The sequence below is a fragment of the Methanobrevibacter woesei genome, from assembly GCF_003111605.1.
GTDB classification, from domain to species: Archaea; Methanobacteriota; Methanobacteria; order Methanobacteriales; family Methanobacteriaceae; genus Methanocatella; species Methanocatella woesei.
On sequence record NZ_MZGU01000004.1, the window covers coordinates 190,523 to 217,108 of the forward strand.

28 protein-coding genes and 1 pseudogene are annotated in these 26,586 nt (G+C 30.0%); 17 read left to right on the forward strand and 12 right to left on the reverse strand.

What is annotated here, in order from left to right:
- Window positions 1-106 precede the first annotated feature (106 nt).
- Together ppsA and mfnA are read left to right on the forward strand one after the other, a co-directional pair.
- Window positions 107-2,389, forward strand: coding sequence for a phosphoenolpyruvate synthase (gene ppsA / locus MBBWO_RS03450; RefSeq protein WP_116669490.1), 2,283 nt, complete (start codon window positions 107-109; stop codon window positions 2,387-2,389).
- A gap of 68 nt (window positions 2,390-2,457) precedes the next feature.
- Entirely contained in the window at window positions 2,458-3,615 is a 1,158-nt protein-coding gene (gene mfnA / locus MBBWO_RS03455; RefSeq protein ID WP_116669491.1) for a tyrosine decarboxylase MfnA, read from the forward strand.
- On the opposite strand, the gene MBBWO_RS03460 is transcribed toward mfnA, so the two are convergent.
- The 4 genes from MBBWO_RS03460 to MBBWO_RS03475 are packed head-to-tail and all read right to left on the reverse strand — an operon-like array spanning window position 3,612 to window position 6,709.
- Window positions 3,612-3,983, reverse strand: a complete 372-nt coding sequence (locus tag MBBWO_RS03460) for a dihydroneopterin aldolase family protein (protein ID WP_116670021.1) — start codon at window positions 3,981-3,983, stop codon at window positions 3,612-3,614. The two genes, mfnA and MBBWO_RS03460, sit on opposite strands and share 4 nt — an antisense overlap.
- A 10-nt stretch (window positions 3,984-3,993) precedes the next feature.
- Window positions 3,994-4,725, reverse strand: a complete 732-nt coding sequence (locus MBBWO_RS03465) for a class E sortase (RefSeq protein ID WP_116669492.1) — start codon at window positions 4,723-4,725, stop codon at window positions 3,994-3,996.
- A gap of 34 nt (window positions 4,726-4,759) precedes the next feature.
- Window positions 4,760-5,953 (reverse strand): DUF515 domain-containing protein, encoded by a 1,194-nt coding sequence (locus MBBWO_RS03470; protein WP_116669493.1) that lies wholly within the window; start codon window positions 5,951-5,953, stop codon window positions 4,760-4,762.
- A 60-nt stretch (window positions 5,954-6,013) separates the two neighbouring features.
- The gene (locus tag MBBWO_RS03475; protein WP_116669494.1) at window positions 6,014-6,709 is read right to left on the reverse strand and encodes an archaetidylserine synthase; all 696 of its coding nucleotides are present in this window, start codon (window positions 6,707-6,709) and stop codon (window positions 6,014-6,016) included.
- Between the two features lie 292 nt (window positions 6,710-7,001).
- Here MBBWO_RS03475 and MBBWO_RS03480 point away from each other — a divergent pair, with 292 nt between their 5' ends.
- From MBBWO_RS03480 to hemA, 15 genes are all read left to right on the forward strand, one after another.
- Window positions 7,002-7,361, forward strand: coding sequence for a hypothetical protein (locus tag MBBWO_RS03480; RefSeq protein ID WP_116669495.1), 360 nt, complete (start codon window positions 7,002-7,004; stop codon window positions 7,359-7,361).
- Window positions 7,362-7,578: 217 nt separating this feature from the next.
- Window positions 7,579-8,226: a hypothetical protein gene (locus MBBWO_RS03485; protein ID WP_116669496.1), complete on the forward strand. Its 648-nt coding sequence runs from the start codon at window positions 7,579-7,581 to the stop codon at window positions 8,224-8,226.
- Window positions 8,223-9,299 carry a rod shape-determining protein gene (locus MBBWO_RS03490; protein ID WP_116669497.1) on the forward strand — a complete coding sequence of 359 codons (1,077 nt, stop codon included), beginning with the start codon at window positions 8,223-8,225 and terminating at the stop codon, window positions 9,297-9,299. The genes MBBWO_RS03485 and MBBWO_RS03490 overlap by 4 nt, the downstream gene beginning before the upstream one ends.
- 31 nt (window positions 9,300-9,330) lie before the next feature.
- Window positions 9,331-9,945: a ribonuclease HII gene (rnhB, locus tag MBBWO_RS03495; protein WP_116669498.1), complete on the forward strand. Its 615-nt coding sequence runs from the start codon at window positions 9,331-9,333 to the stop codon at window positions 9,943-9,945.
- A gap of 98 nt (window positions 9,946-10,043) precedes the next feature.
- Window positions 10,044-10,883, forward strand: coding sequence for a MotA/TolQ/ExbB proton channel family protein (locus tag MBBWO_RS03500; protein WP_116669499.1), 840 nt, complete (start codon window positions 10,044-10,046; stop codon window positions 10,881-10,883).
- Window positions 10,884-10,896: 13 nt separating this feature from the next.
- Window positions 10,897-11,301 carry an ExbD/TolR family protein gene (locus MBBWO_RS03505; protein WP_116669500.1) on the forward strand — a complete coding sequence of 135 codons (405 nt, stop codon included), beginning with the start codon at window positions 10,897-10,899 and terminating at the stop codon, window positions 11,299-11,301.
- Between the two features lie 9 nt (window positions 11,302-11,310).
- Window positions 11,311-11,937 (forward strand): IMP cyclohydrolase, encoded by a 627-nt coding sequence (locus tag MBBWO_RS03510; protein WP_116669501.1) that lies wholly within the window; start codon window positions 11,311-11,313, stop codon window positions 11,935-11,937.
- Between the two features lie 31 nt (window positions 11,938-11,968).
- Complete coding sequence (locus tag MBBWO_RS03515) at window positions 11,969-12,733, forward strand: coenzyme F420-0:L-glutamate ligase (RefSeq protein WP_116670022.1); 765 nt, start codon at window positions 11,969-11,971, stop codon at window positions 12,731-12,733.
- 8 nt (window positions 12,734-12,741) lie between these two features.
- Window positions 12,742-13,647 (forward strand): 2-phospho-L-lactate transferase, encoded by a 906-nt coding sequence (gene cofD, locus MBBWO_RS03520; RefSeq protein WP_116669502.1) that lies wholly within the window; start codon window positions 12,742-12,744, stop codon window positions 13,645-13,647.
- Window positions 13,648-13,684: 37 nt separating this feature from the next.
- A complete protein-coding gene (locus MBBWO_RS03525) occupies window positions 13,685-14,446 on the forward strand; it encodes a GTP cyclohydrolase III (protein WP_116669503.1) in 762 nt (253 codons plus the stop codon).
- Window positions 14,447-14,476: 30 nt separating this feature from the next.
- The gene (locus MBBWO_RS03530) at window positions 14,477-15,187 is read left to right on the forward strand and encodes an MJ0144 family RNA dihydrouridine synthase-like protein (protein WP_116669504.1); all 711 of its coding nucleotides are present in this window, start codon (window positions 14,477-14,479) and stop codon (window positions 15,185-15,187) included.
- Window positions 15,188-15,332: 145 nt separating this feature from the next.
- Window positions 15,333-16,928: a methyl coenzyme M reductase system, component A2 gene (gene atwA, locus MBBWO_RS03535; RefSeq protein ID WP_116669505.1), complete on the forward strand. Its 1,596-nt coding sequence runs from the start codon at window positions 15,333-15,335 to the stop codon at window positions 16,926-16,928.
- A gap of 174 nt (window positions 16,929-17,102) precedes the next feature.
- Window positions 17,103-17,585: a methanogenesis marker 9 domain-containing protein gene (locus tag MBBWO_RS03540; protein WP_116669506.1), complete on the forward strand. Its 483-nt coding sequence runs from the start codon at window positions 17,103-17,105 to the stop codon at window positions 17,583-17,585.
- Between the two features lies 1 nt (window position 17,586).
- A complete protein-coding gene (locus MBBWO_RS03545; protein WP_116669507.1) occupies window positions 17,587-18,204 on the forward strand; it encodes a precorrin-2 dehydrogenase/sirohydrochlorin ferrochelatase family protein in 618 nt (205 codons plus the stop codon).
- A gap of 12 nt (window positions 18,205-18,216) precedes the next feature.
- The gene (gene hemA / locus MBBWO_RS03550) at window positions 18,217-19,416 is read left to right on the forward strand and encodes a glutamyl-tRNA reductase (protein ID WP_116669508.1); all 1,200 of its coding nucleotides are present in this window, start codon (window positions 18,217-18,219) and stop codon (window positions 19,414-19,416) included.
- Between the two features lie 5 nt (window positions 19,417-19,421).
- Here hemA and MBBWO_RS03555 read toward each other — a convergent pair whose 3' ends face one another.
- The 8 genes and pseudogenes from MBBWO_RS03555 to cobS all read right to left on the reverse strand — a co-directional run bounded on the left by MBBWO_RS03555 (window position 19,422) and on the right by cobS (window position 26,586).
- A complete protein-coding gene (locus tag MBBWO_RS03555; RefSeq protein ID WP_116669509.1) occupies window positions 19,422-20,546 on the reverse strand; it encodes an AAA family ATPase in 1,125 nt (374 codons plus the stop codon).
- A gap of 84 nt (window positions 20,547-20,630) precedes the next feature.
- Window positions 20,631-21,464 (reverse strand): TIM barrel protein, encoded by an 834-nt coding sequence (locus MBBWO_RS03560; RefSeq protein ID WP_116669510.1) that lies wholly within the window; start codon window positions 21,462-21,464, stop codon window positions 20,631-20,633.
- Window positions 21,465-21,497: 33 nt separating this feature from the next.
- A complete protein-coding gene (locus MBBWO_RS03565) occupies window positions 21,498-22,514 on the reverse strand; it encodes a phosphorylating glyceraldehyde-3-phosphate dehydrogenase (protein WP_116669511.1) in 1,017 nt (338 codons plus the stop codon).
- A gap of 180 nt (window positions 22,515-22,694) precedes the next feature.
- A complete protein-coding gene (locus tag MBBWO_RS03570) occupies window positions 22,695-22,901 on the reverse strand; it encodes a heavy-metal-associated domain-containing protein (RefSeq protein ID WP_116669512.1) in 207 nt (68 codons plus the stop codon).
- Window positions 22,902-22,971: 70 nt separating this feature from the next.
- Window positions 22,972-24,834 (reverse strand): heavy metal translocating P-type ATPase, encoded by a 1,863-nt coding sequence (locus MBBWO_RS03575; protein WP_116669513.1) that lies wholly within the window; start codon window positions 24,832-24,834, stop codon window positions 22,972-22,974.
- Between the two features lie 59 nt (window positions 24,835-24,893).
- Window positions 24,894-25,165: pseudogene (locus tag MBBWO_RS03580) on the reverse strand (metal-sensing transcriptional repressor).
- A gap of 83 nt (window positions 25,166-25,248) precedes the next feature.
- Entirely contained in the window at window positions 25,249-25,797 is a 549-nt protein-coding gene (locus MBBWO_RS03585; RefSeq protein WP_116669514.1) for a tRNA (cytidine(56)-2'-O)-methyltransferase, read from the reverse strand.
- A 6-nt stretch (window positions 25,798-25,803) separates the two neighbouring features.
- Entirely contained in the window at window positions 25,804-26,586 is a 783-nt protein-coding gene (cobS, locus tag MBBWO_RS03590; protein ID WP_116669515.1) for an adenosylcobinamide-GDP ribazoletransferase, read from the reverse strand.

The following is a 26,586-nucleotide window of genomic DNA, read 5'->3' on the forward strand; positions in this document are numbered from 1 at the left end:
GATATTCATTTATTAATATTGGCTATGTTATTTAATGTAACGTGGTAATTAATCTGAATATCATTGTCAATTTTATATATATTTTTAAAACCAGAGGTTATGTTACATGTATGTTGTAAAATTTGAAGAAATAGGCAAATCTGATATTGGAATTGCAGGTGGAAAAGGTGCAAACTTAGGGGAATTGACCCAAGCTGGAATTCCAGTGCCACCAGGTTTTGTAGTAACTGCAGAAACATATGAGAAGTTTATGATTGATTCTGGGATTAATGATGCAGTAATGGAGATTCTTAATAAAATTGATATTAATGACACAAAGGAACTTCAAAGTGCTGCTGAAGAAATTAAGTCTATCATTGTAAACACTCCTGTTCCAGACGATATTTCTATTTATATCACTGAAGCTTATAATCAGCTTTGTCAAAGAGTAGATGAAGAAGATACTGATGTAGCTATTCGTTCTTCTGCTACTGCTGAAGATTTACCTGATGCTTCTTTTGCTGGTCAGCAAGATACTTTTTTACATGTTTCTGGAGTAGAAAATGTAATTGATTATGTCAGAAAATGTTGGGCTTCTTTATTTGAAGCAAGAGCTATTTTTTACAGGGAAGAAAATGATTTTGACCATTCTAAAGTACTTATTGCTGTAGTTGTTCAAAAAATGGCTAATGCTGATAAAGCTGGTGTAATGTTCACTGTAAATCCTTCAACTGGTGAGGAAATTGCATTAATTGAAGGATCTTGGGGACTTGGTGAAGCTGTAGTTTCTGGGGATGTAACTCCAGATAATTATGCTGTTGATAAAAAAGATAATAAAATTATCAATGTTACTATCAGTGATAAAAAAGTAATGTACACTAACGATGAAGAAGGTACAAGTATAAAAGTAGATGTTCCTGAAGATATGAGGAATGAAAGGGTTTTATCTGATGAAGAGCTTATTGAATTAACTGAAATGGGTAAAAGAATTCAAGCTCATTATGGAGAACCTATGGATACTGAATGGGCATTTGAAAATGGTACTTTATTCCTTTTACAAGCAAGACCAATTACAACTTTAGATGATGTTGATAATTCTGCAGATGATGATGCAGAAGTTTCTGAAGATAAAAATGTAATTGTTAAAGGACTTGGTGCAAGTCCAGGTATTGCATCTGGTATTGTAAAAATTATATTTGATGTTGATGAATTAGATAAAATTGAAGATGGAGACATCATGGTTACAACAATGACTACTCCAGATATGGTTCCAGCTATGAGAAGAGCTAGTGGAATTATCACTGATGAAGGAGGAGTTACTTGTCATGCTTCAATTATTTCCCGTGAATTAGGTATTCCTTGTGTTGTAGGTACTGGTTCAGCTACTGCAACTTTAAAAGAAAATGTTGGAGTAACTTTAGATGGTAAAAAAGGTTTAGTATTTGAAGGATTAACTGAAACCAAACCTGAAGCAACTGCTGATGTAGTTGCTGAAAGTGTAGCACCAATTATTACTGTAACTGAAGTTAAAGCAAATGTTAGTATGCCTGAAGCAGCAACTAAAGCAGCAGCTACTGGTGCGGATGGTGTAGGTTTATTAAGAACTGAACATTTAATGTTAACAGCAGGTGTTCATCCAGGTAAATTCATTGCTGAAGGAAGAGAGGATGAATTAATTAACACTATTGCTGAAAATGTAATGATTGTTGCAGATGCATTCTATCCTAAACCAGTATGGTACAGAACTCTTGATGCACCAACTGATGAATTTATTGCATTAGATGGTGGAGAAAATGAACCAAGAGAACACAATCCAATGTTAGGTTGGAGAGGAATTAGAAGAGAACTTGATCAACCTGAAATTCTTAAATGTGAATTTAAAGCTATTAAAAAGTTATACGATCAAGGTTACACTAATTTAGGTATTATGATTCCTTTATCACAACATCCTGATGAACTTAGAAAAGCTAAAGCATTATGTGAAGAAGTTGGACTTAGACCTCACAAAGATATTGACTTTGGTATGATGGTTGAAATCCCGGCAGCTGCTTTAACTATTGAAGATTACATTGATGTTGGTATTGACTTTGTAAGTTTAGGAACTAATGATTTAACTCAATATACCTTAGCTGTTGATAGAAACAACGAATTTGTTGCTAAACATTATACTGAAGAACATCCTGCAGTAATGAAATTAATTGAAAGAACAATTAAAAAATGTGCTGAAGCAGGTGTTAAATGCAGTATCTGTGGTCAAGCAGGTAGTGTTCCTCGTATTGTTGAAAAACTTGTAAGCTATGGAATTTCAAGTGTTTCATCTAATACTGATGCTGTTGCAGAAGTTAGAAAAACTGTTGCTAGAGCAGAACAAAAATTAATTTTAGATGCTGCTCGTAAACGTTTAGAATAAATTAATTAATTTATTCTTACTTTTTTATTTTTTATTTTTTTCATTTTTATTTTTTATGAGGTTATTTTATGGAAGAAAAACCAGTAGATAAAGAATTAATTCTCAAAGAACTAGCTAATTTTCAATCTCAGGATTGCAAATATTCTGAAGGTAGAATTTTAGGTTCTATGTGTACTGAAGCACATCCTTTTGCTAAGGAAGTTTTTTGTAAATTCTTAGATTCTAATTTGGGAGACCCTGGTTTATTTAAAGGCACTAAATCTATTGAGGATAAAGTCATAAATTCTATTGGTAAAATGTTTTCTTTAGATAATGCTTATGGCAATATTGTTACTGGAGGTACTGAAGCTAATATTATGGCTATTAGAGCAGCACGTAATCATGCAAAAAAATATAAAAATATTTCTAATGGTGAAATTATTCTTCCTCGTTCTGCACACTTTTCATTTAAAAAAGCAGCAGACATGCTTAATTTAAAGATTGTTGAAGCGAATTTAGATGATAATTTTAAAATTGATGTTAATTCAGTTGAGGAAAAGATTTCTGATAAAACAGTAGCTATTGTTGGAATAGCAGGAACTACTGAATTGGGATTAATAGATCCTATTGATAAGTTATCTGATATAGCTCTTGAAAATAATATTTATTTACATGTTGATGCAGCTTTTGGTGGATTTTCCATTCCTTTTTTAAAGAGATTGGGCTATAAATTCCCTGATTTTGATTTTTCACTTCCAGGTGTTTGTTCTATGACTGTTGATCCTCATAAAATGGGTTTGGCACCAATTCCTGCTGGGGGAATAATTTTCAGAAAAGAAGAATATCTTGATGTTATGGCTATTAATTCTCCCTATCTTACAGTTAAAAAACAGTCTACAATTGTTGGAACAAGATTAGGAGCATCTACAGCTGCAACTTATGCTATTATGAAATATTTTGGAAAAGAAGGTTATACAAAAATAGCTAGAAATTTAATGGATAATACCATATTCTTTAAAGAAGAATTAAAAAAATTAGGTTATAAATTAATTGTTGAACCAGAATTAAATCTTGTCTCTTTTAATCATCCTGATATGGACACTAAACAACTAGCTAATGAGTTAGAATCTAGAAATTGGAGAGTATCTACTTCATCTTGTCCAGTAGCTATCCGTGTTGTTTTAATGAATCATATTAAAAAAGAACATTTAAAAGAGTTATTGAAAGATTTAAAAGAAATTTATTAATCTTTTATATCTTCAACATACATGAGAGGATAATTTAATTCCTCTATAAATTTTATTCTTATTACTGCTTTTACATCATCCACTTTTGTGTGTATTTTAACATCTAACATATCTCCAGTTAAAGATGTATAATCAAATTCACTCATTGCATCTTCTAATCTTGTAAAATCTATATTTACTTCAACATCTTCAATTGCTGGCTGTAAATTTAATGAATTTCTCATTGCATCTTCTAAACTTTTTTTTGTTTGATTATTTACAGGAGTTCCCACAAATTGGTGGAATAATGCACCCATACTTATTGCACCTTCAAAAATTGCTCTTTCTCTTGAGGTTATGTTTGAAAAAAATTCTTTATTAACATCCATTTTATCACCTTTAAACTTCCATAAATCCTCCATTTAACCAATTAATCTTTGAATAGATTGCATCAGATGGGATTGGGAATAAATAGAAATAAATTAAGATTGCCATAATAACTGCAACAGTAATCAGAATATAAATTCTTGTTTCTTTAGGGGTGAAATAAGCTATTGCAATGCCTAAAATTAAAAATATTCCCATCACAATTAATGCATTGTATTGTTGCGGATTTTCATTTAATATTTCTTCATTAACCGAACTAAAACTGCTCATATTTCCTTCAACAATTAATCTATTAGCAGTAGAACCTATGGGATCACAGGTTATCAGGAAAATACTATTTTTATCTTCATGAGTACTCATTGTATGAGACCCTGGAACAATTGTTTGATTTGTTACAGTATAATTTACTTCTCCAATTCCTGGCCACTGAATACTTATAATATCGCCAGTTTGAAGCTCATTCAATCTTAAAAATGGCGATCCTTGAAGTGTTCTATGTCCAAACAGGATAACTTCTCCATTTGTTGGAGTGTAAGACTGCTGTTCATGGTAAACACCTTGGGAAATACTTACATTATTTATTGTTTCATGCACTCCAATAGCAGGTATTGTAACAACTGGAGAAACAATATCTTTTTCTTCAACTATCTTTTTTGAGAAATAGTTTACTTCACCAATAGCATATAATCCAATTATTATCACTATAACAATTATTATTATTGTTCTAATTGATGGTTTTTCCATAGTAATCAGTTTTATACTCGATTATTTAAATTATTTACTTATTGTTATTGCTGGATTGTATTTCTTCCACCATCCAAGATGGTGCATTTTTAGTTGGTACTGTTAAAATAATATTTTCCATATTATTTAACATATAATTCACTTTATTAGATGGTGTTTCAACAAGCAGTAAATATTGTGCATCAAGTTCTCCAAGATTTATTTCTCTTTCATAGTTAGATAATTTTAAACCATAATTTTTTAACATAGCTATTGTTTCTTCTTCGTTGTAGCCTCCCGCTAATGATCCTTTAATTAATTCTAAAACATTTCCCCTAAATGTTTCAGTATTTTCATTGGGGTTTGTTGTGTTTCCCTGTACTAAAGTTTGGGCTTTTCCATATTCAGATTCGATGTTTCCACTTTCTTCGTAACGTAATATTGAGAGTATAGTACATCCGCTAATATCTGGGCTTGTGGAGTTAAGGTCTGTCTGATTTGTTTGATTTGTTGTGTAGACATCTACAACACTTCCAACTGATAGTAAGCCTCCACTAGCTTGCAGTCTAGATACTAAAATAGGTACTGATACAGTATCTGGTTTTTCAAATTTAACATCTGATAAAATGGTTGCATCATTGTTATTTACAAAATTTAAAGCTTCTGATACAGGTATTATTGCATTTTTACTTGTGTTTGTTTCATAACTTGCCATTGTCCTATTAAAATCATCATGATTTGTTTCAATAGATTTTTGATGATGCTGTTTCCAATCTTTTGTTGCAGGCCCCATTATATCTACTGTTTCAACTTCAAAGGCATTTTTAGATTCTGTTATTTCTTTTTCTAAATTAAAAGCTTCAGTTGCTGAAGCAAGAGGTCCTTTATATAAGGAATGGAGTTCATTTAATTTTGCGGTTTGTGCCTCTTCTAAATTGGCTTGTGATGGTTCATAAATTAAAAAATAATAAGCAGAGATTATTAAAGTTAATACAATTAAAGTTGTTATTATTATGCCAATTTTCTTTTTCTTTTCATCTTCAATTGGTTCATTTTTATTCAAATTAAAAATTGAGGAAGCCTGTTCATTGATTTTTTTAAGTAGTTTAAATCCTTTTTCAGATTCAATTGATTCTTCAAGGTCTTGTTCTTTTCTAAGCCGTTGATTTTGTGCTTCTATTTTATTTCTTAATTCTATTTCATCATATTCTGGAGGATATGGTGAATTTCTAAATTTGTCATCCTTCATTTGTTTAACTCCTACTTTTTATTTAAAAAAAGTAGATGGAATTAATTGGATTAAAGGAGACTATTTTTTTATTAAACCAATAATTAGGCAGTATAAAGTTATAATCAATAGTATTAATGGAGGAATGCTGATATTAGCTATTGTTAAAGGAACGTTAAGTATTATTAATATTATTAAAATAGCTCCTGCTCCAATTAGGAGTTTATTGTCAAGTTTAGGATATTTAAAATTGCTTATCATGAATAATGAAACAACAGTCATTAGGATTAATGCAATATAAATATCAAATGCTCCAGTTAAGTAATATGCAGAGAGGATTACAGCTATTCCAGGTATTGGGAATCCTATAAATCCATTGAAATTGATATAATCTGCAATTGCATTGTAACGTGTTAATCTAAGGACACCACATATAAATATTAATAAACTTACAAGAGTGGTTAATATATATGGAGAGTTAGAAATTGTAGTCCCTATAGTGTAAATAAATATTCCTGGTGCTGCAGCAAAGGAAATAACATCTGAAAGGGAGTCAATATTTTTTCCAAATCCAAGTTCATCATTTCTATTGATTTTTCTAGCTACCCATCCATCTACAGAGTCAAACATGAGTGCAAATAACATAAATATTGAAGCTAAATAGAAATCATGGTTTATTGTTGATACAATTGATAAAAAACCTGATGTCATGTTCAATAAGGAAATTACATCCGATAATGCTATAAAACTTTGAATTTTTGTGCTTTTAAGTGTCATGTTTTAACTCCAGTATTACTTTTTATCTTGTTTGTTATTAACTTTCTCTTGTAAATGAACTTATTTTTTTTAATAGTTAAATTTCACAGTGCTATATTTTATTATTAACCTAAACTAAAACTGTTTACTTATTATTTTAAAATTTAACTATTTATTAATTATTATTTATTGTTTAATCTTATTGTTATGTTATTTGGTTATTGATTTGGTAAGTTATATCTTAAATTGACTTAAGAATACTTTTTATAATGCTGTTGTCAATATTAGTATAGCAGTATTTTTGGTGATTTTAATGAATATTTTTGATGAATTTATAATTGGAAACACAGATGTTATTGAATGGGGATTTGATAACTCTCATTTTAATCAAAGATTATTGGATAATGGAATTAGCAGAAAATTTATTGAAGATACAGTTAAAAATCAGGAACCGTTGAGATGGGAAAATGAATCTGGTAGTAAATATGCTGTCTTCTTTAACGCTCCATCAACTAAGGATTATAAAGAAATTAAAGTGATTTTTGGCTGTGAAGGCAATAAGATTAACTTAGTTTCTGTAATTCCAATTTCTAAAAAATTCAAATCTAAAAAATATGATGATTTTGATAAAAAAAGGAATAAAGCTTATTTAAAGAGGGATGGGAGAAAATAAGGTTAATTCATCTTTGTTAAACTAAATTTAATGCTTTTTAGTTTTTGTAGTAATTTAATTAAATTTCATCTGCTTTTATTCAAATCATTTAAAGATAAAATATATATAATAATTCAATAGATAATTAGTAATGTTAATCTTTAATAAATTAGCTAACTTTTTATTTAAATGTTGGTTAATTTAAATACTGATGTTTATTAATATAGTGAGTAGTTAAATGATAGAAGATAATATAAAAGTTCTCAGACAAGCGGCTAAAATATCATCAACTGATAATACAAATAGAGATGAAAAAGTTTGGTGTATAATTGCTGGTAATGTTGAACTAATAGATGATATAGCTTATAAAGCTATTGCATCTAAGCATAGTGTTAGAATTCTATTTAGGGAGCATGCTATATTAAAAGAAAATAAATTGCGTAAAAAATTTGACTTCATAATGTTACATGGAAATTCTCTTAAAATTAATGAATTTAAAAGGATTTCTGATGAGAAAGGAGGCTCTTTTATCCGAATTTCTCCAATGCATTTAAAAGAAGAACCAAATTTGATGATATTAGTTGCTCCTGATGATGCAATTAGACGTACTGTATCAACAATTGAAAGATCTAAAATCCCATTTGCTATTCTATTAGAATCTCAAACTACTGGGTTTATAGAAGTTGATTTAGATCCAAATGTTAAATTACCTGGATTTATTAAATCAATGTTAAAACCTTTATACAATGTAAGTGATGTTGTTCTATCAACAATATTAATTTCTGTTGATGAAAAGAAAGACATTGGAAAAGTTCAAAGTGTTGCTACATCTAATAAAGTTTTTGTCATCGACTTTAAGGATTTGAAAATGGAGGCAAGTCAATGAATATTTTTGGAAATGACGAAGAAGAACCACAAATTAATAATAATACAAGAGTTATTAGTAATAGTTTAGGTATAGACTTAGGAACATTAAATACTGTTATAGCAAAACCTTCTGGAGATAAATTTGATTTATATCAAATTCCATCTGTTGTTGCTGTAAAAAAAGATGACCCTTCTGAAGTTTTAGCTGTTGGAGAAGAAGCTAAAAAAATGCTTGGAAGAACTCCTGAAGATATTTTAGCAGTTAGACCTTTGAAAAAAGGTGTTATTGAAAATGTTGTTCAAGCTCAAGCATTATTAATCAAAGCTATGCAAATTGGTATTAATGAAGGGGAAAGTGTTGGAAGAATTGTTATTGGAATTCCAGGAGATTCTTCTGAAGTAGAAAAAAATGCTGCTGAAGAAATAGGTAGAAAAGCAGGAGCTGAATATGTAAAAGTAATCAGTGAAGGTTTAGCTGCAGCTATTGGTGCAGGTTTACCTATTGCAGAACCAAATGGAACAATGGTAATTGATATTGGTGCTGGTTCAACAGATATTGTTATTATTTCTCTTGGAGGAATTAATGATATTGAAACTGTTAGACGTGGTGGAGATGATATCGATAATAGAATTGTTGAGTTAGTTGCAGAAAAGTATAATGTAGCTATTGGTATACATGATGCAGAAGCGGCTAAAATTGAAGTTGGTATGATTCACTGCAGTGAACAACTTGAAAATTTAAGTGTTGAAGTTATTGGTAAATCTTTAGAAACTAATAGGCCTAAAAAAGTTGTTATTGACTCAATGTTAGTTGCAGATGCTGTTGAACCATTTATGCAAGATATTATTGATGGTATTAATGTTATCTTAGAAAGATTATCTCCTGAATTAATGATGGGTGTTTATAATAATGCAGTTGCTGTTGGAGGAAGTTCAAGACTTCGCGGATTAGAAGAAAGAATTTTTGATGAAGTTGCTATTCCTGTTAAAGTATCTGATGATCCAATGACTGTTGTTGCTAAAGGTACAGCTATTGTAGCAGCAGAACCTCTTGCATTAGAACCTGAAGTTCGTCTTAGAGCAATGAAATAATCCTATTTCATTTTTTCCTTTTTTTGATAATATGGATGTTCTAGGAATTGATGAAGCAGGTAGGGGGTCAGTTTTAGGGCCTTTAGTGATAGCCGGAGTTTCTATTCCTGAAAATAAATGTTCTATTCTTGAAAGAATGGGAGTTAAAGATTCAAAAAGATTAACTCGTAGTCGAAGACATATTTTGGCTCGTAAATTAGAGAAGATGTTTGATTTTAAAACAGTCGTCATCTCAGCTAAAGAAATTGATGATTTAAGAGCAGATGGAGTTAATCTTAATGAAATTGAAAGGTGGGGAATGGAAAAGATTATTTCAGAGATGAATCCTGAAAAAGTAATTGTTGATGCAGTTGATATTAAAGCAGATAGGTTCCAAGAGGTCATTTCCAAATCAACTGGTGCTAATGTAATAGCTGAGCATAAAGCTGATGATAAATATATTGAAGTCAGTGCAGCATCAATTATAGCTAAACAAACACGTGATGAGCTTATTGCTCAAATAAATAAGGATTATCGTAAAATGGGTGGAATTGGTTCTGGTTATCCAAGTGATCCTACTACCAAAAAGTTTTTAGCTAATTTTACTTATGATGAAATGCCTGATTTTGTTAGAAAATCTTGGGCAACAGTTAAAAATATGAAATAAATTAGCACTTTTTTCTATTTTTTTTAATAAATATTTAAGTATTTGAATAACTAAATTATCTTTTATAGGTATTTTATTAAATATTAAATGATGATAATATGATATTCGAATATTTAACTCAATTCTTTGAATATATAATGGAAATTTTTACTCAAGGAGGAGTAATTACCTATATTATTTTATTTATTGGTGTATATGGGTTATTAATTTCAATTAGAAAAATTTTATATTTAAGAAGAATTAGTAAAGTTGATACAACTGAGATTTTCGGTATTGTAACTGCTTCTATGGAAAGGGGAGGTGCAGTTGAGGCATTAAAACAGATTAATGGTTTTAAAAATCCTATTTCCAGAATTATTTCCGAAACATTAAAAATTGGTTATAAAAATAAAATTGAAGTAGAAGAGAGTATGGAGCAGATTTTTGTTGTTGAAATAGGTAAAATGACAAAAGGAATGAATACTCTTAAAACAATTACTGAATTAGCACCATTTTTAGGGCTTATTGGTACTGTAATTGGTATTTGGATGACATTTGAAACATTAGGTATTAACCCAGATGCTTCTACAATGGCAGAAGGTATCTATGTAGCACTTATTACTACTATTATGGGATTGGCAGTAGCTATTGTTTTATTACCATTATATACTTATATTGAAAACTTAATTGAGGTTGAAATGGATAAAATTGAGCTTGCTACTAAAATGACCAACTGGGGATATGGTATGGTTAAAGTTAAAGTGGATTCAAATGTTGAATGTGCATTAAATGCTTTACAGGAAGCAGAAGGGGTTGTTAATACAAGACTTATTTCTGATCCTTATGCAAATATCAAAGTATCTTTTAAACCTAGTATGTTAAATAAATCTATTTCCAATATTATTTTGGAAAAATGTGATGTTCATGCTGAAATTACAGAAAGTAAATTAAGACAATAGTGTGATGATTGTTATGGCAATTGATATTGAGTCACATAAAAAGAAACTTAAAAATAGGAAACCTAATATTAATTTGGTTCCTCTTATTGATATTTTGTTCACATTATTAATTTTCATTGTAATAACTAGTAATTTTTCAGCTACTGATGTTCAAAGTACAGATTCTGGAGGTACTGGTAAACCAAATGTAACTGATACTTCCGGAACTGCTGAATATTATGTCATGCCAGTGGATAATTTGCATAAGGTCACAGTGAATAACCATGATATGTCTGATGAAATTAGAAATAATGCAGTTGGTGTTCATTCGAGAGTTATAGATGAAGGGCAAGTTTCCATTAGACCTGGTGAGATTATAATCACAACACCTTCAAATTTCCCATATGAGGAGGCTGTTCGTGCTCCAGAGATAAGTTGAGGTTTAAAGATGTATACAGGAAGAATACTATCAATTGGAATGAACTCTGATGGAAAACCATATGTTGCTTACAGGGTATCAAGTAGGTCTTTTCCTAATAGGCAATGTCTTACTTTTGATAATAGAGCAGCTATTGTTCCAAAAGAAGGATTTGAGAAAGATATATTTGAAAATACTTATATAACTTATAATTGTATTCGTATTGTTAGAAATCAAGCCATTGTTTCAAATGGATCTCATACTGATGTTATTGCTGATAAAATACATGTTGGTATGAATATTAAGGATGCAATAGCTTATTCCTTATTAACTATGGATTATGAAAAAGATGATTATCACACTCCTAGAATTGCAGGAGTTGTAACTTCTACTAATAATAAAGAAGATTATCAATGTTATATTGGTATAGCTAACGATAAGAAGATTTTAGTTGAAGAAGTTCCTTATGGAGAAGCTGCTTTTATTTCAACATATGGATCACAAATTCATGATAAAGTGGATTTCACTGCTAAATCTTCTAAAGAAGCAGCTAAATTTATTTTTGATCAAGGGATTTTTGCTAACTATAAAAAACCAGTAACATCAAGTGCAGCATTATTTGATGGTGAATGGAAAATAGATGCATACAACCCTTAATTTTTTATTTTTTTTAAACAGCGATGATATTATGTCTATTGAATTAATTGGTTTAGAAGAGATACCTTTAGTTAGTCAAGGTGACGATGTTTGTGAATTAATAAAAGAAGCTTTAAATAAACAGAATATTACATTGCAGCATGGAGATATTATTTTAATAGCTGAAACTTTAATTTCTAAGGCTGAAGGAAATGTAATTAAATTGGGAGATATTATTCCTTCTGAAGATTCAATAATTATTGCTCAAAAGTCTAAAAAAGATTCTAAACTTGTAGAAGCTATTATTCAAGAATCTAGAGAAGTCGTTGCTGTAGGTCCTGATTTTATTATCACTGAGACAAAGCATGGTTTTGTATGTGCTAATTCAGGAATTGATGAATCTAATGTTGATGAAGGACTGGCTACTCCTATGCCTGAAAATTCAGATAAATCTGCGTCAATTATTAGGGAATTTTTAGAAGAGGAGTATGGTGAAGAGTTAGCAGTTATTATTACTGATACTCAAGGAAGAGCATTTAGAAATGGTGCTGTAGGTGTAGCTATTGGATGTTCTGGTATTATCCCATTATGGCGTAGAGCTGGTGAGACTGATTTGTATGGTAGAGAACTTCAAACAACTGAAGTAGCTACTGGGGATGAATTGGCAGCAGCAGCATCTCTTTTAATGGGTCAGGCTAATGAGGGTATTCCTGTTGTTTTAATCAGAGGATTTGAAAACTTTGATCAATTAAGAGATACTACTTCTGGCATTAGTCCATTACTTAGGCCTAAAGAATATGATGTATTTAGAAAATAAGTGAGATTATGATTACTGTATTGTCTGGAGGTACTGGAACTCCTAAATTATTGCAAGGATTAAAAGAGATTTATGGCCCTGCTAATATGAATATTATTGTTAACACTTTAGAAAATGATTATTTTTCTGGAGTTTATGTTTCTGCCGATGTTGACACTGTTTTATACACTATGGCAGATATGATTAATGAAGAATTTTGGTATGGGGTTAGGAATGATACTTTTATAACTCATGAAAGACTTAAAGAATTGGGTTATTCTGAATTACTTAGAATTGGTGATATTGATAGGGCAACTAAAATACAAAAAACAATGTTGCTTGAAAATCACACTTTATCTGAAGCTGTAAATATTCAGGCTCAGGAAATGGGTATTAAATCAAATATTATTCCTATGAGTAATGAAAATTCTGAAATTGAGTTAATTACTGATATTGGCAGATTAGATTTTCATGATTTTTTAATTAAACATCAATCTAGTCCTGAAGTTTTAGATATTAAATATAGTAATGTTATTCCTTCTGAAGGTGTTGTTGAATCAATTGAAAACTCAGATGCAGTTATTATTGGTCCTTCAAATCCAATAACTTCTATTTCTCCAATACTTTATTTGGAAGGAGTAAAAAAAGCTTTAAAAAATACTTATACAATAGCTGTTTCCCCAATTGTAGGTTCTGATACAGTTAGTGGGCCTGCAAGTAAATTTATGAAAGCTTTGGACATTGAAGTTTCATCAGTAGGTGTTGCTTCGTTATATAAAGATTTCTTAGATGTTATGGTTATTGATGAGAAAGATTATGATTTAAAAGATGAATTGGAAAATATTGTTGATAAAGTTATTGTGACTAATACAATAATGAAAACTTTAGATGATAAAAAGAACTTAGCAGGAATTATTTTAAATAATATTAAGTAAATAATTTATATTGGTTTTATATTTTGGGTGGCGAATTATGATACAAATGACGTTAATACAGATAGATAACTATGGTCCTTGGACTGTTACTCCAAGACCTCGTAATGAATCAGATCTTCAGATTTTACAAGCAGAATTATATGCAGATTTACAAAGACAGATAGCTATGAAAAAAGGTTTAGTATTCTATACAAGATTCGATAATTTATTAGCTATTACTAATGGTCTTAATCATGAAGATCACTTAAGAATTCAAAGATCTATTAAAAACAGATATCCATTCACTATTAGTATGGGTGTTGGTGCTGCAGAAACTCCTCATGAAGCTCAAAAGAAAGCTACAATGGCTTTACAAAAAGAAGGAGGAGCTCAATCTTCAGAAAGAAAACAAATTTTAGCAGTTGATAGTCTTGTTGATCCTGAAGATAGTTTTGTTCAAGTAGCACATATTGATATTAACAGTGTCACTGAAACATTAACTGATATTGAATCTGCATTTGATACTAATTTCATGGTAAATAAGGCTCAACATTATTTAATGACTAAATTAATTAAAAAAGGAGCATTATTGTTCTTTATTGGTGGAGATAACTTCATGGCTCCATGTAATGGTCTAAGTGAACAAGAAATTGAAGATATTTTAGTTGAAATTAATGATGAAATTGAAATTGGTTTAAAAGCAGGTATTGGCCGTGGAAGAAATGCTGAAGATGCAGCTTATATGGCTGATTTAGGCCTTGAAGAAATACGTGACCACAATAATGATATGTGGACTTATGTAATTGAAAAAGAGTATTAGGGGGTTATTTCTATTAAGGTAGTTGCACCAATGGCTGGAATTACAGATGCTGATTTTTTAAATAAGGTAATTCCTTTTGGATTTGATGTAGCTACTCTTGGTGGATTTAATCTTGATTCTAAAACTGTTTCTGCTTCTGAAAAGATTGTTTCTAGAGGCAGAAAGGAGTTTCATTTTCCTGAAGATGTAATTTTTTCACATATTGAAAATGAAGCACTTAAAATTAAGCAACTTAATCCAGATGTTAAAGTTTCTGTTAATGTAAGATCAACTACACCAGAGCCCATTATAAAAGTTAGTAAAATTCCTGCTGTTGATATTGTTGAAATAAATTGTCATTGCAGACAACCTGAATTCTTAGATATTAATTGCGGTCAAAACATGTTAAAAAGGCCTGATTTAAAAGATTTTATCTCAGCTGTTGTTAACAATTCTAATTCTGAAGTTTCTGTTAAAATTCGTGCTAATGTTGAAGGTGTAGATACATTAACTGTTTCTAAGATTATTGATAAATCTGGAGCGGATTATTTACATGTGGATGCAATGAATCCTGGTGTTGATGACTGTGATTTTGATTTATTGCATGAAATCTGTAAACAGACTGATATTTTTGTTATTGGTAATAATTCAGTTAATTCTAAAGCTCAAATTGAAAAGATTCTAAAAACTGGTGTTAAAGGTTTTTCTATTGCCCGGGCTGTTATTTCAGGAAAATTAGATTTTGATATTTCTTGTTTTTAAAATAAGTTTATTATATGTTCTTTTAGATTAGATTATTAAATATAACATTGCTATATAACAATTATTATTAGAAAGCCTTATAAATGGACTTCAATATATATTATTATTATACTATTAATTTTTTTATTAGATAAAAGGTGAGTTAATGGAATTTATAACTTTTAAGAATATTACAAAATCATTTAATGGGGTAAATGTTCTTAAAAATATCAACTTAAAAATTAGTGAAGGAGATACTTTAGGTATTTTAGGCCGTAGTGGTAGTGGAAAATCTGTTTTAATCAACATGCTTAGAGGTATATTGGATTATAAACCTGAAGAAGGTCAAATTTTATTTAATATTGCTGTTTGTCCAGATTGTTTAGCTGTTGAATCTCCATCTCATGCTGGTGAAAAATGTAGTTGTGGTGGAACTTATGAACTTAGGGAAAATGTTGATTTCTTTAATTCTGAAAGAAAATTATTCGCCAGTATCAAAAGAAGAATAGCTATCATGTTACAACGTAACTTCGCATTGTATGATGAAGAAACTGTAATTGAAAATGTAATGAGGGCTATGAATGATGAAATGGAATATGAGGAAAAACTTTACTATGCATTAGAACTCCTTGAAATGGTTCAAATGAATCATAGGATTACTCATATTGCTCGTGATTTAAGTGGTGGGGAAAAACAGAGAGTTGTACTTGCAAGACAATTAGCTAAAAATCCAATGTTATTCTTAGCTGATGAACCAACAGGTACATTAGATCCTCAAACTGCTGTTAAACTTCATAGAACATTAGTTGAAGGAGTTAAAGATAAAGGAATTACAATGGTTATTACATCTCATTGGCCTGAAGTCATGGTTGAATTAGCTGATCATGTAATATGGTTGGAAGATGGTGCAATTAAAGAAGAAGGTGACCCTAAAACTGTTGTTGATAACTTCTTAGCTACTGTACCTATTCCTGAGAAAGTAGAAAACCCTGAAATTGGTGCTCCTGAGATTGTATTAGAGGATGTTAAAAAACATTATTATTCCATTGAAAGAGGAGTAGTTAAAGCTGTTGATGGTGTTAATTTAACTATTAATAAAGAGGAAATTTTTGGTATTGTAGGTTTAAGTGGTGCTGGTAAAACAACTCTTACAAGAATGTTAATTGGTTTAACTGACCCAAGTAGTGGTAAAATTGAAGCTAGACTTGGTGAAGAATGGATTGACATGACTAAAGTAGGTCCACTTAATAGGGGACGTATTATTCCTTACATCGGTTTATTACATCAAGAATACTCATTATATCCTCACAGAACTATTTTAGGTAATTTAACTGATGCTATTAGTTTAGATTTACCTGCAGAATTTGCTAAAATGAAAGCAATTCATGTTTTAGTAGCTGTTGGTTTTAGTGAAGAAAAGGCAAACAATTTACTTGATAAATATCCTGATGAATTAAGTGGTGGGGAAACCCATAGGGTAGCTCTTGCTCAAGTACTTATTAAAGAACCTAAAATCATTATTCTTGATGAACCTACAGGTACTATGGATCCAATTACTCGTGTAGTTGTCACTGATTCAATATTAAAAGCAAGAGAAGAATTAGAACAAACATTTATTATTGTTTCTCACGATATGGAATTTGTTTTAGATGTTTGTGACAGATGTACTTTAATGAGGGGAGGTAAGTTATTAGATACTGGTACTCCTGAAGAAATCGTTAAACAGTTAACATCTGATGAAAAAGAAGGAATGTTTAAATAATTTTTTCTTTTCACTTTTTTTTATTTTTTTAACTTTTTTAAGATTATTTTTTTTTTCAAAATGTAATATTTATTTCACTTTTTATTACAAAAAGTTATATACTTGAATAAAAAATAATATAAATATATTTTATGATTATTTTGTTTTATTGAATTAATTTTTTGGAGAATTATTATGGCTTGGGATGATGCACCGTCACATATTTGTAGAGGTGGAGATGTAAGGGGATTAGCATTTTGTTGCCCTCCAGTTAAACCATGTCCTATAATGTATGCTTTAGAGGAAGTAGGACTTACTCCACAAGAATATATTGATATTAAAAATAAATTTGCAAATGAAACTAGATTAGGTGAAGGAACAGGAACTTGTTTTGGATCTTTAGTTTGGTGTTGTAAACCATCTAAACCTTGTCCTTTACGTGATATGACTTTGAGAAATATGAATATGACTCATGATGAGTATTTAGATTTAAAAAAACAATTAGCTGAGGCATTGGTTGGAGTTGAAGGTGAATCTAAAGATGATAATGCCAAAGCACTTTCAGAAACTTTTAGCATAACTAAAACTGAAGCTTTAAAAGTTTTAGAAGATTGTAATAATGACTTAAGATTAGCTGTTAAACTATTAAAAGTCAAATCTTTGGAAGAATCTGATTAAAATGAATTGGACTTCTGTTTATTTAAAAACTAATTCTTTAAATGTTTTTATTTTGGGAACTGGAGAGGTTGCAACTAGGAGAGCTGACAAATTTTTAAGTCATGGGGCATCTGTTAAATTGGCAGGTGATTCATTAGATTCTTCTATTGAAGAAAAAGGTGCAATTTTAGTTTCTACAGAGGATGTTGATGAACTAGTAAACTGGGCGGATTTAGTAATAATAGCTAGTGGAGACAGGGAATTGTCCAATTATGTTGCTTCAATAGCTGATAACAAATTATTAAACCGTGCTGATTTCCCTAATGAAGGGAATTTAATTGTTCCAACTAGTTTTAATATTGGAAATGTTGAAATTTCTATTTTCACTAATGGAAAAAGTCCTTTAATGGCTCGTCAACTAAGAAAAAGGATTCAGGAAATTATAACTGATGAAGATTTAATTAAAATGGAGCTTCAGGATTATGCAAGATCTATTTTAAAAGAAAAGGTAGATGATCAAAAAGAAAGAAGGACTTATCTCTATACTATATTTGAAGATAAAAATATTCATAATCTCATTGAAAAAAATAAAATTGATGAAGCTAAAGCATATATTTATAATTTGATTAATGAAAATTAAGGGGTTTATCTTTTGATTATTAATTTAAGGGTTGATTATACAATTGCAGATATAGAAACAATGGAGAATGTTTCAAAGGATATTCATGCTATATTTGATAGATTACAGGATAAATATGATATTGATGAATATGTTGAAATCTCTACCTGTAATAGGAATGAATTTTACATTCATAATGATTGTTTTGATTTTGATGAGCCTCTTTTAGATAATCTTAATGATAATATAATTGTAGAATATGGGGATGATGCAATTATGCACCTTCTTCGTATGACTTCTGGTTTGGAATCAATGATTGTTGGTGAAGATCAAATTTTAGGCCAAGTTAAAGATTCTAAAAATAAGTCTACTAAAGAACATCACTGTGGTGATATTTTAGATGCTATTTTTACTAAAGCTATTCATGTTGGTCAGGTAGTCAGAAATAAAACCAATATTAATCGGGGTTTTGTATCTATTGGTTCTGCTGCTGTTAATTTAGCTGAAAATTATCTTGGGAGTCTTGAAGATAAGGTTGTCCTTGTTGTTGGTGCTGGAAAAATGGGTAAGCTAGTAGCTAAATCGTTAGCTGAAAAGAATTTAGAAGCAATTTTTGTTGCTAACAGAACTTATTATGTTGCTGTTAAATTAGCTAAGGATCTTGGTGGTGAAGCTATACTCTTTGATGATTTAAATGAATATCTTAAGAATGCAGATGTGGTAATTAGTGCAACTGCTGCCCCTCATCCAATAATAACTAAAGAAAGACTTGAAAATATTGATGCAGATTATAATAATCTTTTTATGGTGGACATTGCTAATCCAAGGGATATTTCTGTTGATGTAAAAGAATTGGGTGTTAAATTATGCAATATTGATGATTTACGTGAAATTGCTCAATTAAATAAAGAACATAGAAAAGAGGAAGCTATTGAAGCAGAAAAAATCATCGATTATGAATTCAATTTACTTAAAGAATCCTTTAAAATAATGGAAATTGAAGGTATCATGGCTAATTTAAGATACTCTATGGAAGATATAAGACAACGTGAAACACAAAAAGCAACTCTTAAGTTAGCTGATGTTGATGGTAGCGTTAAAATATTGGATAAACTAACAAATTCTATTGTTAATAAAATTTTTTATGATATAAATAGTAAGCTAAAAGCAGCTGCAAAAAATGAGGATGAGGAAATAATTAGAGCTGCTGAGTATATTTTTGGAAGAGAGTAATAATATTACTCATGCATTCCATTAACATCATTTATTTTTATTTTAGTTGATTTTAAAGCATAATCAATATCATTCATAGTAACAATTTCTTTATCTTGGGATATTGAATGATGAAGGGCTGTTTTTAATATTTTTTCTTTAATATCTCTTCCAGACATATTTTTTGTTAGTTTAACTAATTTTTCTATATTTAAATCAGTTTTTAATGGATAAGTTTTAAGATTATTCTCAAATATTAATCTTCTTTCTTCTTCATTTGGCAAGGCAAATTCAATTTCTTCTTCAAATCTACTTCTAACCGCAAAATCTAAAGATTTAGGGCTGTTAGTCGCACCAATTGTTATAACGGATTTATTTTCAGAAATACCATCCATTTCAGTTAAAAGAGAGTTTACAATTTCAGCTACATCCCCTCTTAATGATTGAAAACTTCTATGTAATGCAATTGCATCAATTTCATCAATGAAAATTATGGATGGTGCTGTTTTTTTAGCTTTGTCAAATAATTCATGAATTTTAGATGAACCATCTCCAACATGTTCTCCAATTAGTGATGTTGCTTTAATTAAATATAATGGAACTTCAAGCTCATTAGCTAATGCCTTAACAAGCATTGTTTTACCAGTACCTGGAAGTCCATAAAACAAAACATTTTTTGGAGCCCATTGTCCAAATCTTTCTGGGTCTTGAATAAATTTTCTCAATACTTTTGTTTTATTTTTAGCATTCTCATGACCTACAATATCTGATATTTTTATATTGCTTTTTATTGTTTGAATTTCATTTGAAGTAGCTATTTCTTCATCAATAAGTTTAATTTTTGTTTTTTCAGATATTATTGATTCATTAGGTTCTGCAGAAATAATTTTAAAACCGTAATCTGGAATAATTTTCTGATCAAAGAGATATGATCCTTCTTTAACAACAATTCCTAACCATTGTTCTCGAGCATACTCTTCAAAGAGGTTGATGTCAGTAATTTCTAAATCACTTTCCATTAAATTGAAATTAAAAGGATAACCAACTGGTTTTAACACAACAACTTCACAAAATTTTGTATTTTCTGTTTTTTTAATAGCTGCTTTTTTTGTTGTGTTTTTTGTTTCTGGTTTTTTTGTTTCACTTTTCAAAAAATCACCAACATATTAAATTATAAATAATAATCTTTTATTATTTACTTATGTTATATAAACTCTTTTAAAGGTTTAAAAAAATTAAATTAATGAAAGGTATAATTCTTTCATTTTAAGAGCATCTTCGTCTCTTAAGGGTGTTTCACAGATAATATTTGCATTCCAACCATTATCAATAAGATTTTCAAGTAAATCTTTCATATTTGGACCATATTCTATTTCATCAAGAGTATGGTGTTTTATCTCACCGCCATGTCCATATTCTATTGTAGTAAAATGACAATGTAAGATATCAATATCTAAATTATCTTCAAGGGTAGAAAAAATACAATTGTAATCTTTTTTTGAATTTAAAAAGCCTCTGCCTCTTGCATGAATATGTGCAAAATCAACTGTTGGTTCAAAATGTTCAAAATTTGAACAAAGATCTGCAATCTCTTGAATATTTCCAAGTTGGCTGCGTTTTCCAGTTGTTTCTGGTGAAAAAGTAAATTCTTCAAGTCCTTCTTCTTCACATCTTTCTAATAATTTGTTAATTGTATTCTTTGAAATAGCTAATGCTTTATCTGCTTTCATATTTGAATAAAATCCTGGATGAAAAACAAGTCTGTAAGCACCCATCCATTCTCCAGCTCTTGCTGTACTAATAAGATGCTCAATACTTTTATTAATCTTTTCTTCTTCTTTAGAGCAAAGATTTATGTAATAAGGACCATGCATTGAAATAAGGATGTTATGTTTTTCAGATTCTTCTTTTAATATTTTTGCTGATTTCTCACCAATTCTAACACCATAAGTGGATTGGTATTCAAAAGAATCTAATCCTTCTTCTTTAATATATTTTGGTGCTTTATAAGCAGCTCCAGAATATTTAACTGGTTTTCCAGCAGGTCCAAAAGTAACATTGTGTTTCATTTTATCAGTATAAAAAAAATAGAATTATGGAAATTATAAAATTCCCATAGCTTTGTTTGTTTTTGCAATTGATTTTTCGTTGTCGCTTTCCATTTCAAGCATTGCACGAATAGCATCAACATTTTCAGGAACTACATCAGATTCTTGGTGTACTGCTTGCATATAGAATAATTCTTTTCCAACAACATTTATGGATTCTTTCCATACTGGAATTTCATATAAATCATTTCTATTTCTTCCAAGTTCTTTTGCATATTCCATAAGTTCTGCAGTAGAACCTAACCCTTCGTTTGCTTCAACAACAAGTACTCTGGAACGTTTTTCTAATGCATCAATAATTTCTTCGGTTTCAACTTCATTTCCAATTTCTATCATTAAATTGTGTTGATGCATAAGTGTTGTTGGTACAAGTAATGCCATTGTTGTAACATCAATTCCATTCATTACAGTTTTTACATCAGGACCATGGTGAGACGGTACCTTTGGAGGATTTGGCACAATTGCATTAATAGGGCCTTTTTTAACCTCAGATGGGTCAGATCCTCTTCTAACCATTACTGCCCTAACTTTTTGAATGTCTACTATTGGATCAATTGTACTTAAAGTACGTGTAAGCCCAGTAGTGTTACAGGAAACAACTCTGGTGTAGTCTGCACCATATGAATCATCATAATTTGAAAAAGAGTTAAATGATAATCCAGTTAAATCATGGTCTTCTCCACCTTGGTAAATAGCTTTGACTCCTGCTTTTTTATACATTTCTAAGTTTTGAGGACCAATATTTCCAGGTGTACAGTCCACTACAATATCAGCTTCCTGAACCATGTCTTCAACAGTTCCAGCAATTTCGATTCCTGCTTCTTTAAATAATGATTCTCTTTCAGGAATTCCAATGTATAAATCATAATTTTTTTCTTCAACTGCAGTTCTTGCTTCGTAATTAGGTCTTGTTTTACTTACCCCAACCACTTTCATATCATCTTGAGCAGCTACTGCATCTGCTACTCTTTTTCCAATAGTTCCGTATCCATTAATAGCTACAGATATCATATTATGTCCTTCCTTATTTAGTTTTAATAATATGAATTTTATCCTTTTCATTATATATAATTTAATAAAAGAGTCTATGATTTTTATATTAATCTTTAAGAAAAATCTTGAGATTTTATAAAATAAAAAAATAGTTGTAATTAATTTAAAATTAAAATAATAAAAAAAGAAAGCTGAAATTTATTCAACTTTAAATCCTGCTTCTTCTACAGCACCTGCTAAATCATCATCAGTTACTTTTGAAGAATCGTATTTAACACTTACAGTGTTGGTTTCAAGATCTGCTTTTGCTTCTTCAACACCATCTAAATCAGTCATACAAAGTTCTACAGCAGCTACACAGGATGGGCAGTGCATTCCTACAACATTAATTTTTTTTTCATCCATTTTATCTTACGCTCCTTGTTTTTATATTTTTTATTTTATTGCTTTTCATTATTTAAACTTTTAGTTTTACCTAAATTTTTTTTCTTCCATAATTAAGAAGTGATGCTGAGATTATAATTACAAAAACAGAACCTACATTGTGAACTAATGCTCCTGTAATTGGTCCTAATATTCCAAGCATAGCTAAAAACATTGCAAGGAAGTTTAATCCAAGTGAAAATGCTATGTTGCTATTAATTATTTTAACTGTTCTTTTAGAGAGTTTAATTAAGTGGGGTATTTCTTTAATGTCTCCGCTTATTAAAGTAATGTTTGATGCATCAATTGAGATGTCACTTCCAACATCACCCATTGAAATTCCAACATCTGCTTTTTTAAGAGAAGGAGCATCATTTATTCCATCCCCAATCATAGCTACTCTTTCATCTTGTTTTTGTAAATCTTGAATAAATGAAGTTTTATCTTCTGGTAAGCAGTTGTATTTTAATGTGTCTACTTTTACTTTGCTTGCTATGTATTCTCCGGTTTCTTTGTTGTCTCCAGTTAATAATGCTGTGTTAAGATCCATATCTTTAATTTGGGAGATTACACTTTCTGCATTTTCTCTTAAAATATCAGATAATATTATACATCCAAGTAAAAATCCATCACGAGCAACATAAATAGCTGTTGAACCAGTATTTAAATAAGATTCAATATTGTTTTTGATGTATGTTTCAGGCAGTTCTATATTTTTATCAGACATAAATTCTTTATTTCCAGCTATTATTTCTTCGCCCTCTATTTTTCCTTTAACTCCCTTACCAATAATTACTTTGAAGTTAGTTACTTCCAGTAATTTCTCTGTATAATTATTTTTGTAATATTTAACAATGGATTTTGCTAAGGGGTGTTCAGAATTGCTTTCAAGAGAAGTTAGTTGATAAATTAAATCATCTTTTGATATTTTTGATTCATAAGGTATTATTTCAACTAATTCTGGATTTCCATAGGTTAATGTTCCAGTTTTATCTAAAATGACAGTTTTAATTTTAGCTAATGTTTCAATTGATTCCCCATCTTTAACTAAAATTCCATGTTTTGTTAAGTTTCCAATAGCTGCCATAATTGCTGTTGGGGTTGCTAAAACTAATGCACATGGACAAAATACTACTAAAATGGTTACTGATCTGATAATATCTCTTGTAACAAGCCATGTTGCAATTGCTCCAATAAATGCAACTATAACGACCCATGTAGCCCATTTGTCTGCCTGTCTTACAATTTCTGCATTTTCAGGTTTTGAGGATTCCACTAATTTGATTAATTTTTGCAATGAACTGTTGCTTCCACTTTTTTCTGCTTTCATAGTGAAAGTACCATACAGGTTAATTGTTCCACTAAATACTTCATCACCAGCTAATTTATCAACGGGCATTGATTCTCCAGTTAAAACTGATTGATCAATAGAAGACTCTCCTTTTATTAATGTACCATCAGCAGGAACAACCTCTCCAGGCAATACTTTTAAGATATCTCCGATTTCAATTGTTTCTGCATCAATCACTTCTTCTTTTCCATTTCTAAGTCTTGTTGCAGTTTGAGGTGTTAAATCAATTAGTCTTTCTATTCCTGTTTGGGTTTTGCCAACAGTATATTCTTCTAGAAATCCTCCAATAGCCATGATTACTGCAATTTCTCCTGCAGCAAATACCTCACCAATTATGATTGATGCTATAATAGCTATTGAAACTAATACATCGGCCTTTATATCAAATTCAGTTATTAATCCTTCACATGCTTCTAAAATTATTGGTATACCACATAGAACTATCGCTATCCATGTTAAGTCAAAGCCATAGGGTTTAACACCAATGAAACTTAAAATGACACTTATAGTTGATATTATTATAAAAATAATGTCTTTGTTCTCTTTTATTTTTGCTATTTCCATTATAATCACAGCATTTACTTATACCCGTATAGGTATATGAATTTTAGTAAAAAAAATAATTAGATTCTTGAGTAATATTCAAGAAGTGAAGAAACATCAAGTAGGGCTTCATCATAGTTTCCTTCTTCTATTGCATCTTTAATGCAATGATTTAGATGTCCTTCAACAATAATATGTCCTACTTTGTGTAATGCTGATTTAGATGCATTAATTTGCATTAATATATTTTCGCAAGGTACATCTTCATCAATCATTCTATCAATGGCATTTAATTGTCCAATTATTTTTTTAACCGTCTATGTAGGTTTTCTGAATCCATGCATTGTTTCAAAATACCACAACCTATACCTATTGGGGTATATAGTATAATGTACTATATAAAAGTTATCTTAATTTTACTTGATTTATTTTAAATTATCCTTTTTTATTTTCTTTATGAACATTGACATTTTTTCCATGAGCAGTAGGGATTACTTCAAATACAGGATTATCAAATTCTAAATCAAACTCTTTTCCATCCATTAATAAATGTTGGAAAACTCCTAAAGAAGATACTTCGGAGTGTGGCTGTGTTGTAACAGATACATTCCAATCTGCATTTTCATATATTTTTGTTGGTACTTTTGACCCTCCAACGATAATTAAAATATCATCGCCACTATCTCTAATTTCATCTACAACTTCATGGGCCTGTGAACCGTACATTGTTAAATGGACAATTTTTCCTCCATTATCTCTCCAGTTCATTATTAGTTGCATATAATGTTCAATATATTCAACTTCAAAGTCTCCACCCCATCTGTTAACAATATCTCTAACATTTTCCATTAACCTATGGTCTTCTTCACCCGCAAGATAAATTTTGCTGGCTCCAAAAGCTCTTGCAGTTAAACAGACATGGGTTGTAATTCTTTTATCTCTTTTTAATCTATGATCTAATCTTAAAACATTTACATTCATTATATCACGTTACATAAAATAAAATAATCCTATACAAATAAATATTGCTGAAATTACTCTTCCAACTTCATTAGATGCTCCTAAAACATCTCCATTTGCTATTCCAAAGTTTTTCTTAGCAATTATTGACATTACTGCTCCTGAAATTATTGCTCCAAGAACACCGAGAAGTCCAGTTACTCCTCCAAGTAAATAGGAGATAACTGCAACAACAAATGTGGATAACATATATTCTCCCACATTTAAGGAATTAATAAAATAACTGCCAAGTCCAGTTCCTGCTTTTGAAGTAATTGCAGTTGTTAAGAGAGATGTTTTTGAAGACATTTCAATAATTATTATTCCTAATATGAAGTTATATGATAACATATCAGAAATTGCAGCTATTGCTATTAGAGAAACTAGAATAGCTGACATAATCCCTGCGGTTCCAACACTGGAATCTTTCATAATGGATATTTTTCTTGATGCATCACCATGAACCATAACTCCATCAGACATGTCCATTAATCCATCAACATGATTATATCCAGTTATAATCATTAAAAATGCGTAAATGATTGCTGAAGATAATAAAAGGTCTAATTGAAGTAGACTATGACATATAAATCCACAAACTGCGGCTAATATTCCTACAAACAAGTGGATAAATGGCCAAAACCAAGTTAATTTTGTTAAGTATTCCATTGATGTGAAAATATTTATTGGAAATATTGTTGAAAAGCTCATCAAGCTTAATATGGATTTTAATGGTGAGAACTCTTCTTCTTTTAAATATTCTTCTCTTGCCAT

Bases quoted from the DNA above. Each gene is read 5' to 3' on its own strand.
- cobS (WP_116669515.1), bottom strand. From the start codon at position 26,586: ATGGCAAGAGAAGAATATTTAAAAGAAGAAGAGTTCTCACCATTAAAA.
- atwA (WP_116669505.1), top strand. From the start codon at position 15,333: ATGGAATTTATAACTTTTAAGAATATTACAAAATCATTTAATGGGGTA.
- MBBWO_RS03575 (WP_116669513.1), bottom strand. From the start codon at position 24,834: ATGGAAATAGCAAAAATAAAAGAGAACAAAGACATTATTTTTATAATA.
- MBBWO_RS03480 (WP_116669495.1), top strand. From the start codon at position 7,002: ATGAATATTTTTGATGAATTTATAATTGGAAACACAGATGTTATTGAA.
- ppsA (WP_116669490.1), top strand. From the start codon at position 107: ATGTATGTTGTAAAATTTGAAGAAATAGGCAAATCTGATATTGGAATT.
- MBBWO_RS03540 (WP_116669506.1), top strand. From the start codon at position 17,103: ATGGCTTGGGATGATGCACCGTCACATATTTGTAGAGGTGGAGATGTA.
- MBBWO_RS03460 (WP_116670021.1), bottom strand. From the start codon at position 3,983: ATGGATGTTAATAAAGAATTTTTTTCAAACATAACCTCAAGAGAAAGA.
- MBBWO_RS03485 (WP_116669496.1), top strand. From the start codon at position 7,579: ATGATAGAAGATAATATAAAAGTTCTCAGACAAGCGGCTAAAATATCA.
- rnhB (WP_116669498.1), top strand. From the start codon at position 9,331: ATGGATGTTCTAGGAATTGATGAAGCAGGTAGGGGGTCAGTTTTAGGG.
- MBBWO_RS03475 (WP_116669494.1), bottom strand. From the start codon at position 6,709: ATGACACTTAAAAGCACAAAAATTCAAAGTTTTATAGCATTATCGGAT.
- MBBWO_RS03570 (WP_116669512.1), bottom strand. From the start codon at position 22,901: ATGGATGAAAAAAAAATTAATGTTGTAGGAATGCACTGCCCATCCTGT.
- MBBWO_RS03515 (WP_116670022.1), top strand. From the start codon at position 11,969: ATGTCTATTGAATTAATTGGTTTAGAAGAGATACCTTTAGTTAGTCAA.
- MBBWO_RS03525 (WP_116669503.1), top strand. From the start codon at position 13,685: ATGATACAAATGACGTTAATACAGATAGATAACTATGGTCCTTGGACT.
- mfnA (WP_116669491.1), top strand. From the start codon at position 2,458: ATGGAAGAAAAACCAGTAGATAAAGAATTAATTCTCAAAGAACTAGCT.
- MBBWO_RS03465 (WP_116669492.1), bottom strand. From the start codon at position 4,725: ATGGAAAAACCATCAATTAGAACAATAATAATAATTGTTATAGTGATA.
- MBBWO_RS03545 (WP_116669507.1), top strand. From the start codon at position 17,587: ATGAATTGGACTTCTGTTTATTTAAAAACTAATTCTTTAAATGTTTTT.
- MBBWO_RS03565 (WP_116669511.1), bottom strand. From the start codon at position 22,514: ATGATATCTGTAGCTATTAATGGATACGGAACTATTGGAAAAAGAGTA.
- MBBWO_RS03505 (WP_116669500.1), top strand. From the start codon at position 10,897: ATGGCAATTGATATTGAGTCACATAAAAAGAAACTTAAAAATAGGAAA.
- MBBWO_RS03530 (WP_116669504.1), top strand. From the start codon at position 14,477: ATGGCTGGAATTACAGATGCTGATTTTTTAAATAAGGTAATTCCTTTT.
- MBBWO_RS03490 (WP_116669497.1), top strand. From the start codon at position 8,223: ATGAATATTTTTGGAAATGACGAAGAAGAACCACAAATTAATAATAAT.
- MBBWO_RS03470 (WP_116669493.1), bottom strand. From the start codon at position 5,953: ATGAAGGATGACAAATTTAGAAATTCACCATATCCTCCAGAATATGAT.
- MBBWO_RS03500 (WP_116669499.1), top strand. From the start codon at position 10,044: ATGATATTCGAATATTTAACTCAATTCTTTGAATATATAATGGAAATT.
- MBBWO_RS03510 (WP_116669501.1), top strand. From the start codon at position 11,311: ATGTATACAGGAAGAATACTATCAATTGGAATGAACTCTGATGGAAAA.
- MBBWO_RS03560 (WP_116669510.1), bottom strand. From the start codon at position 21,464: ATGAAACACAATGTTACTTTTGGACCTGCTGGAAAACCAGTTAAATAT.
- cofD (WP_116669502.1), top strand. From the start codon at position 12,742: ATGATTACTGTATTGTCTGGAGGTACTGGAACTCCTAAATTATTGCAA.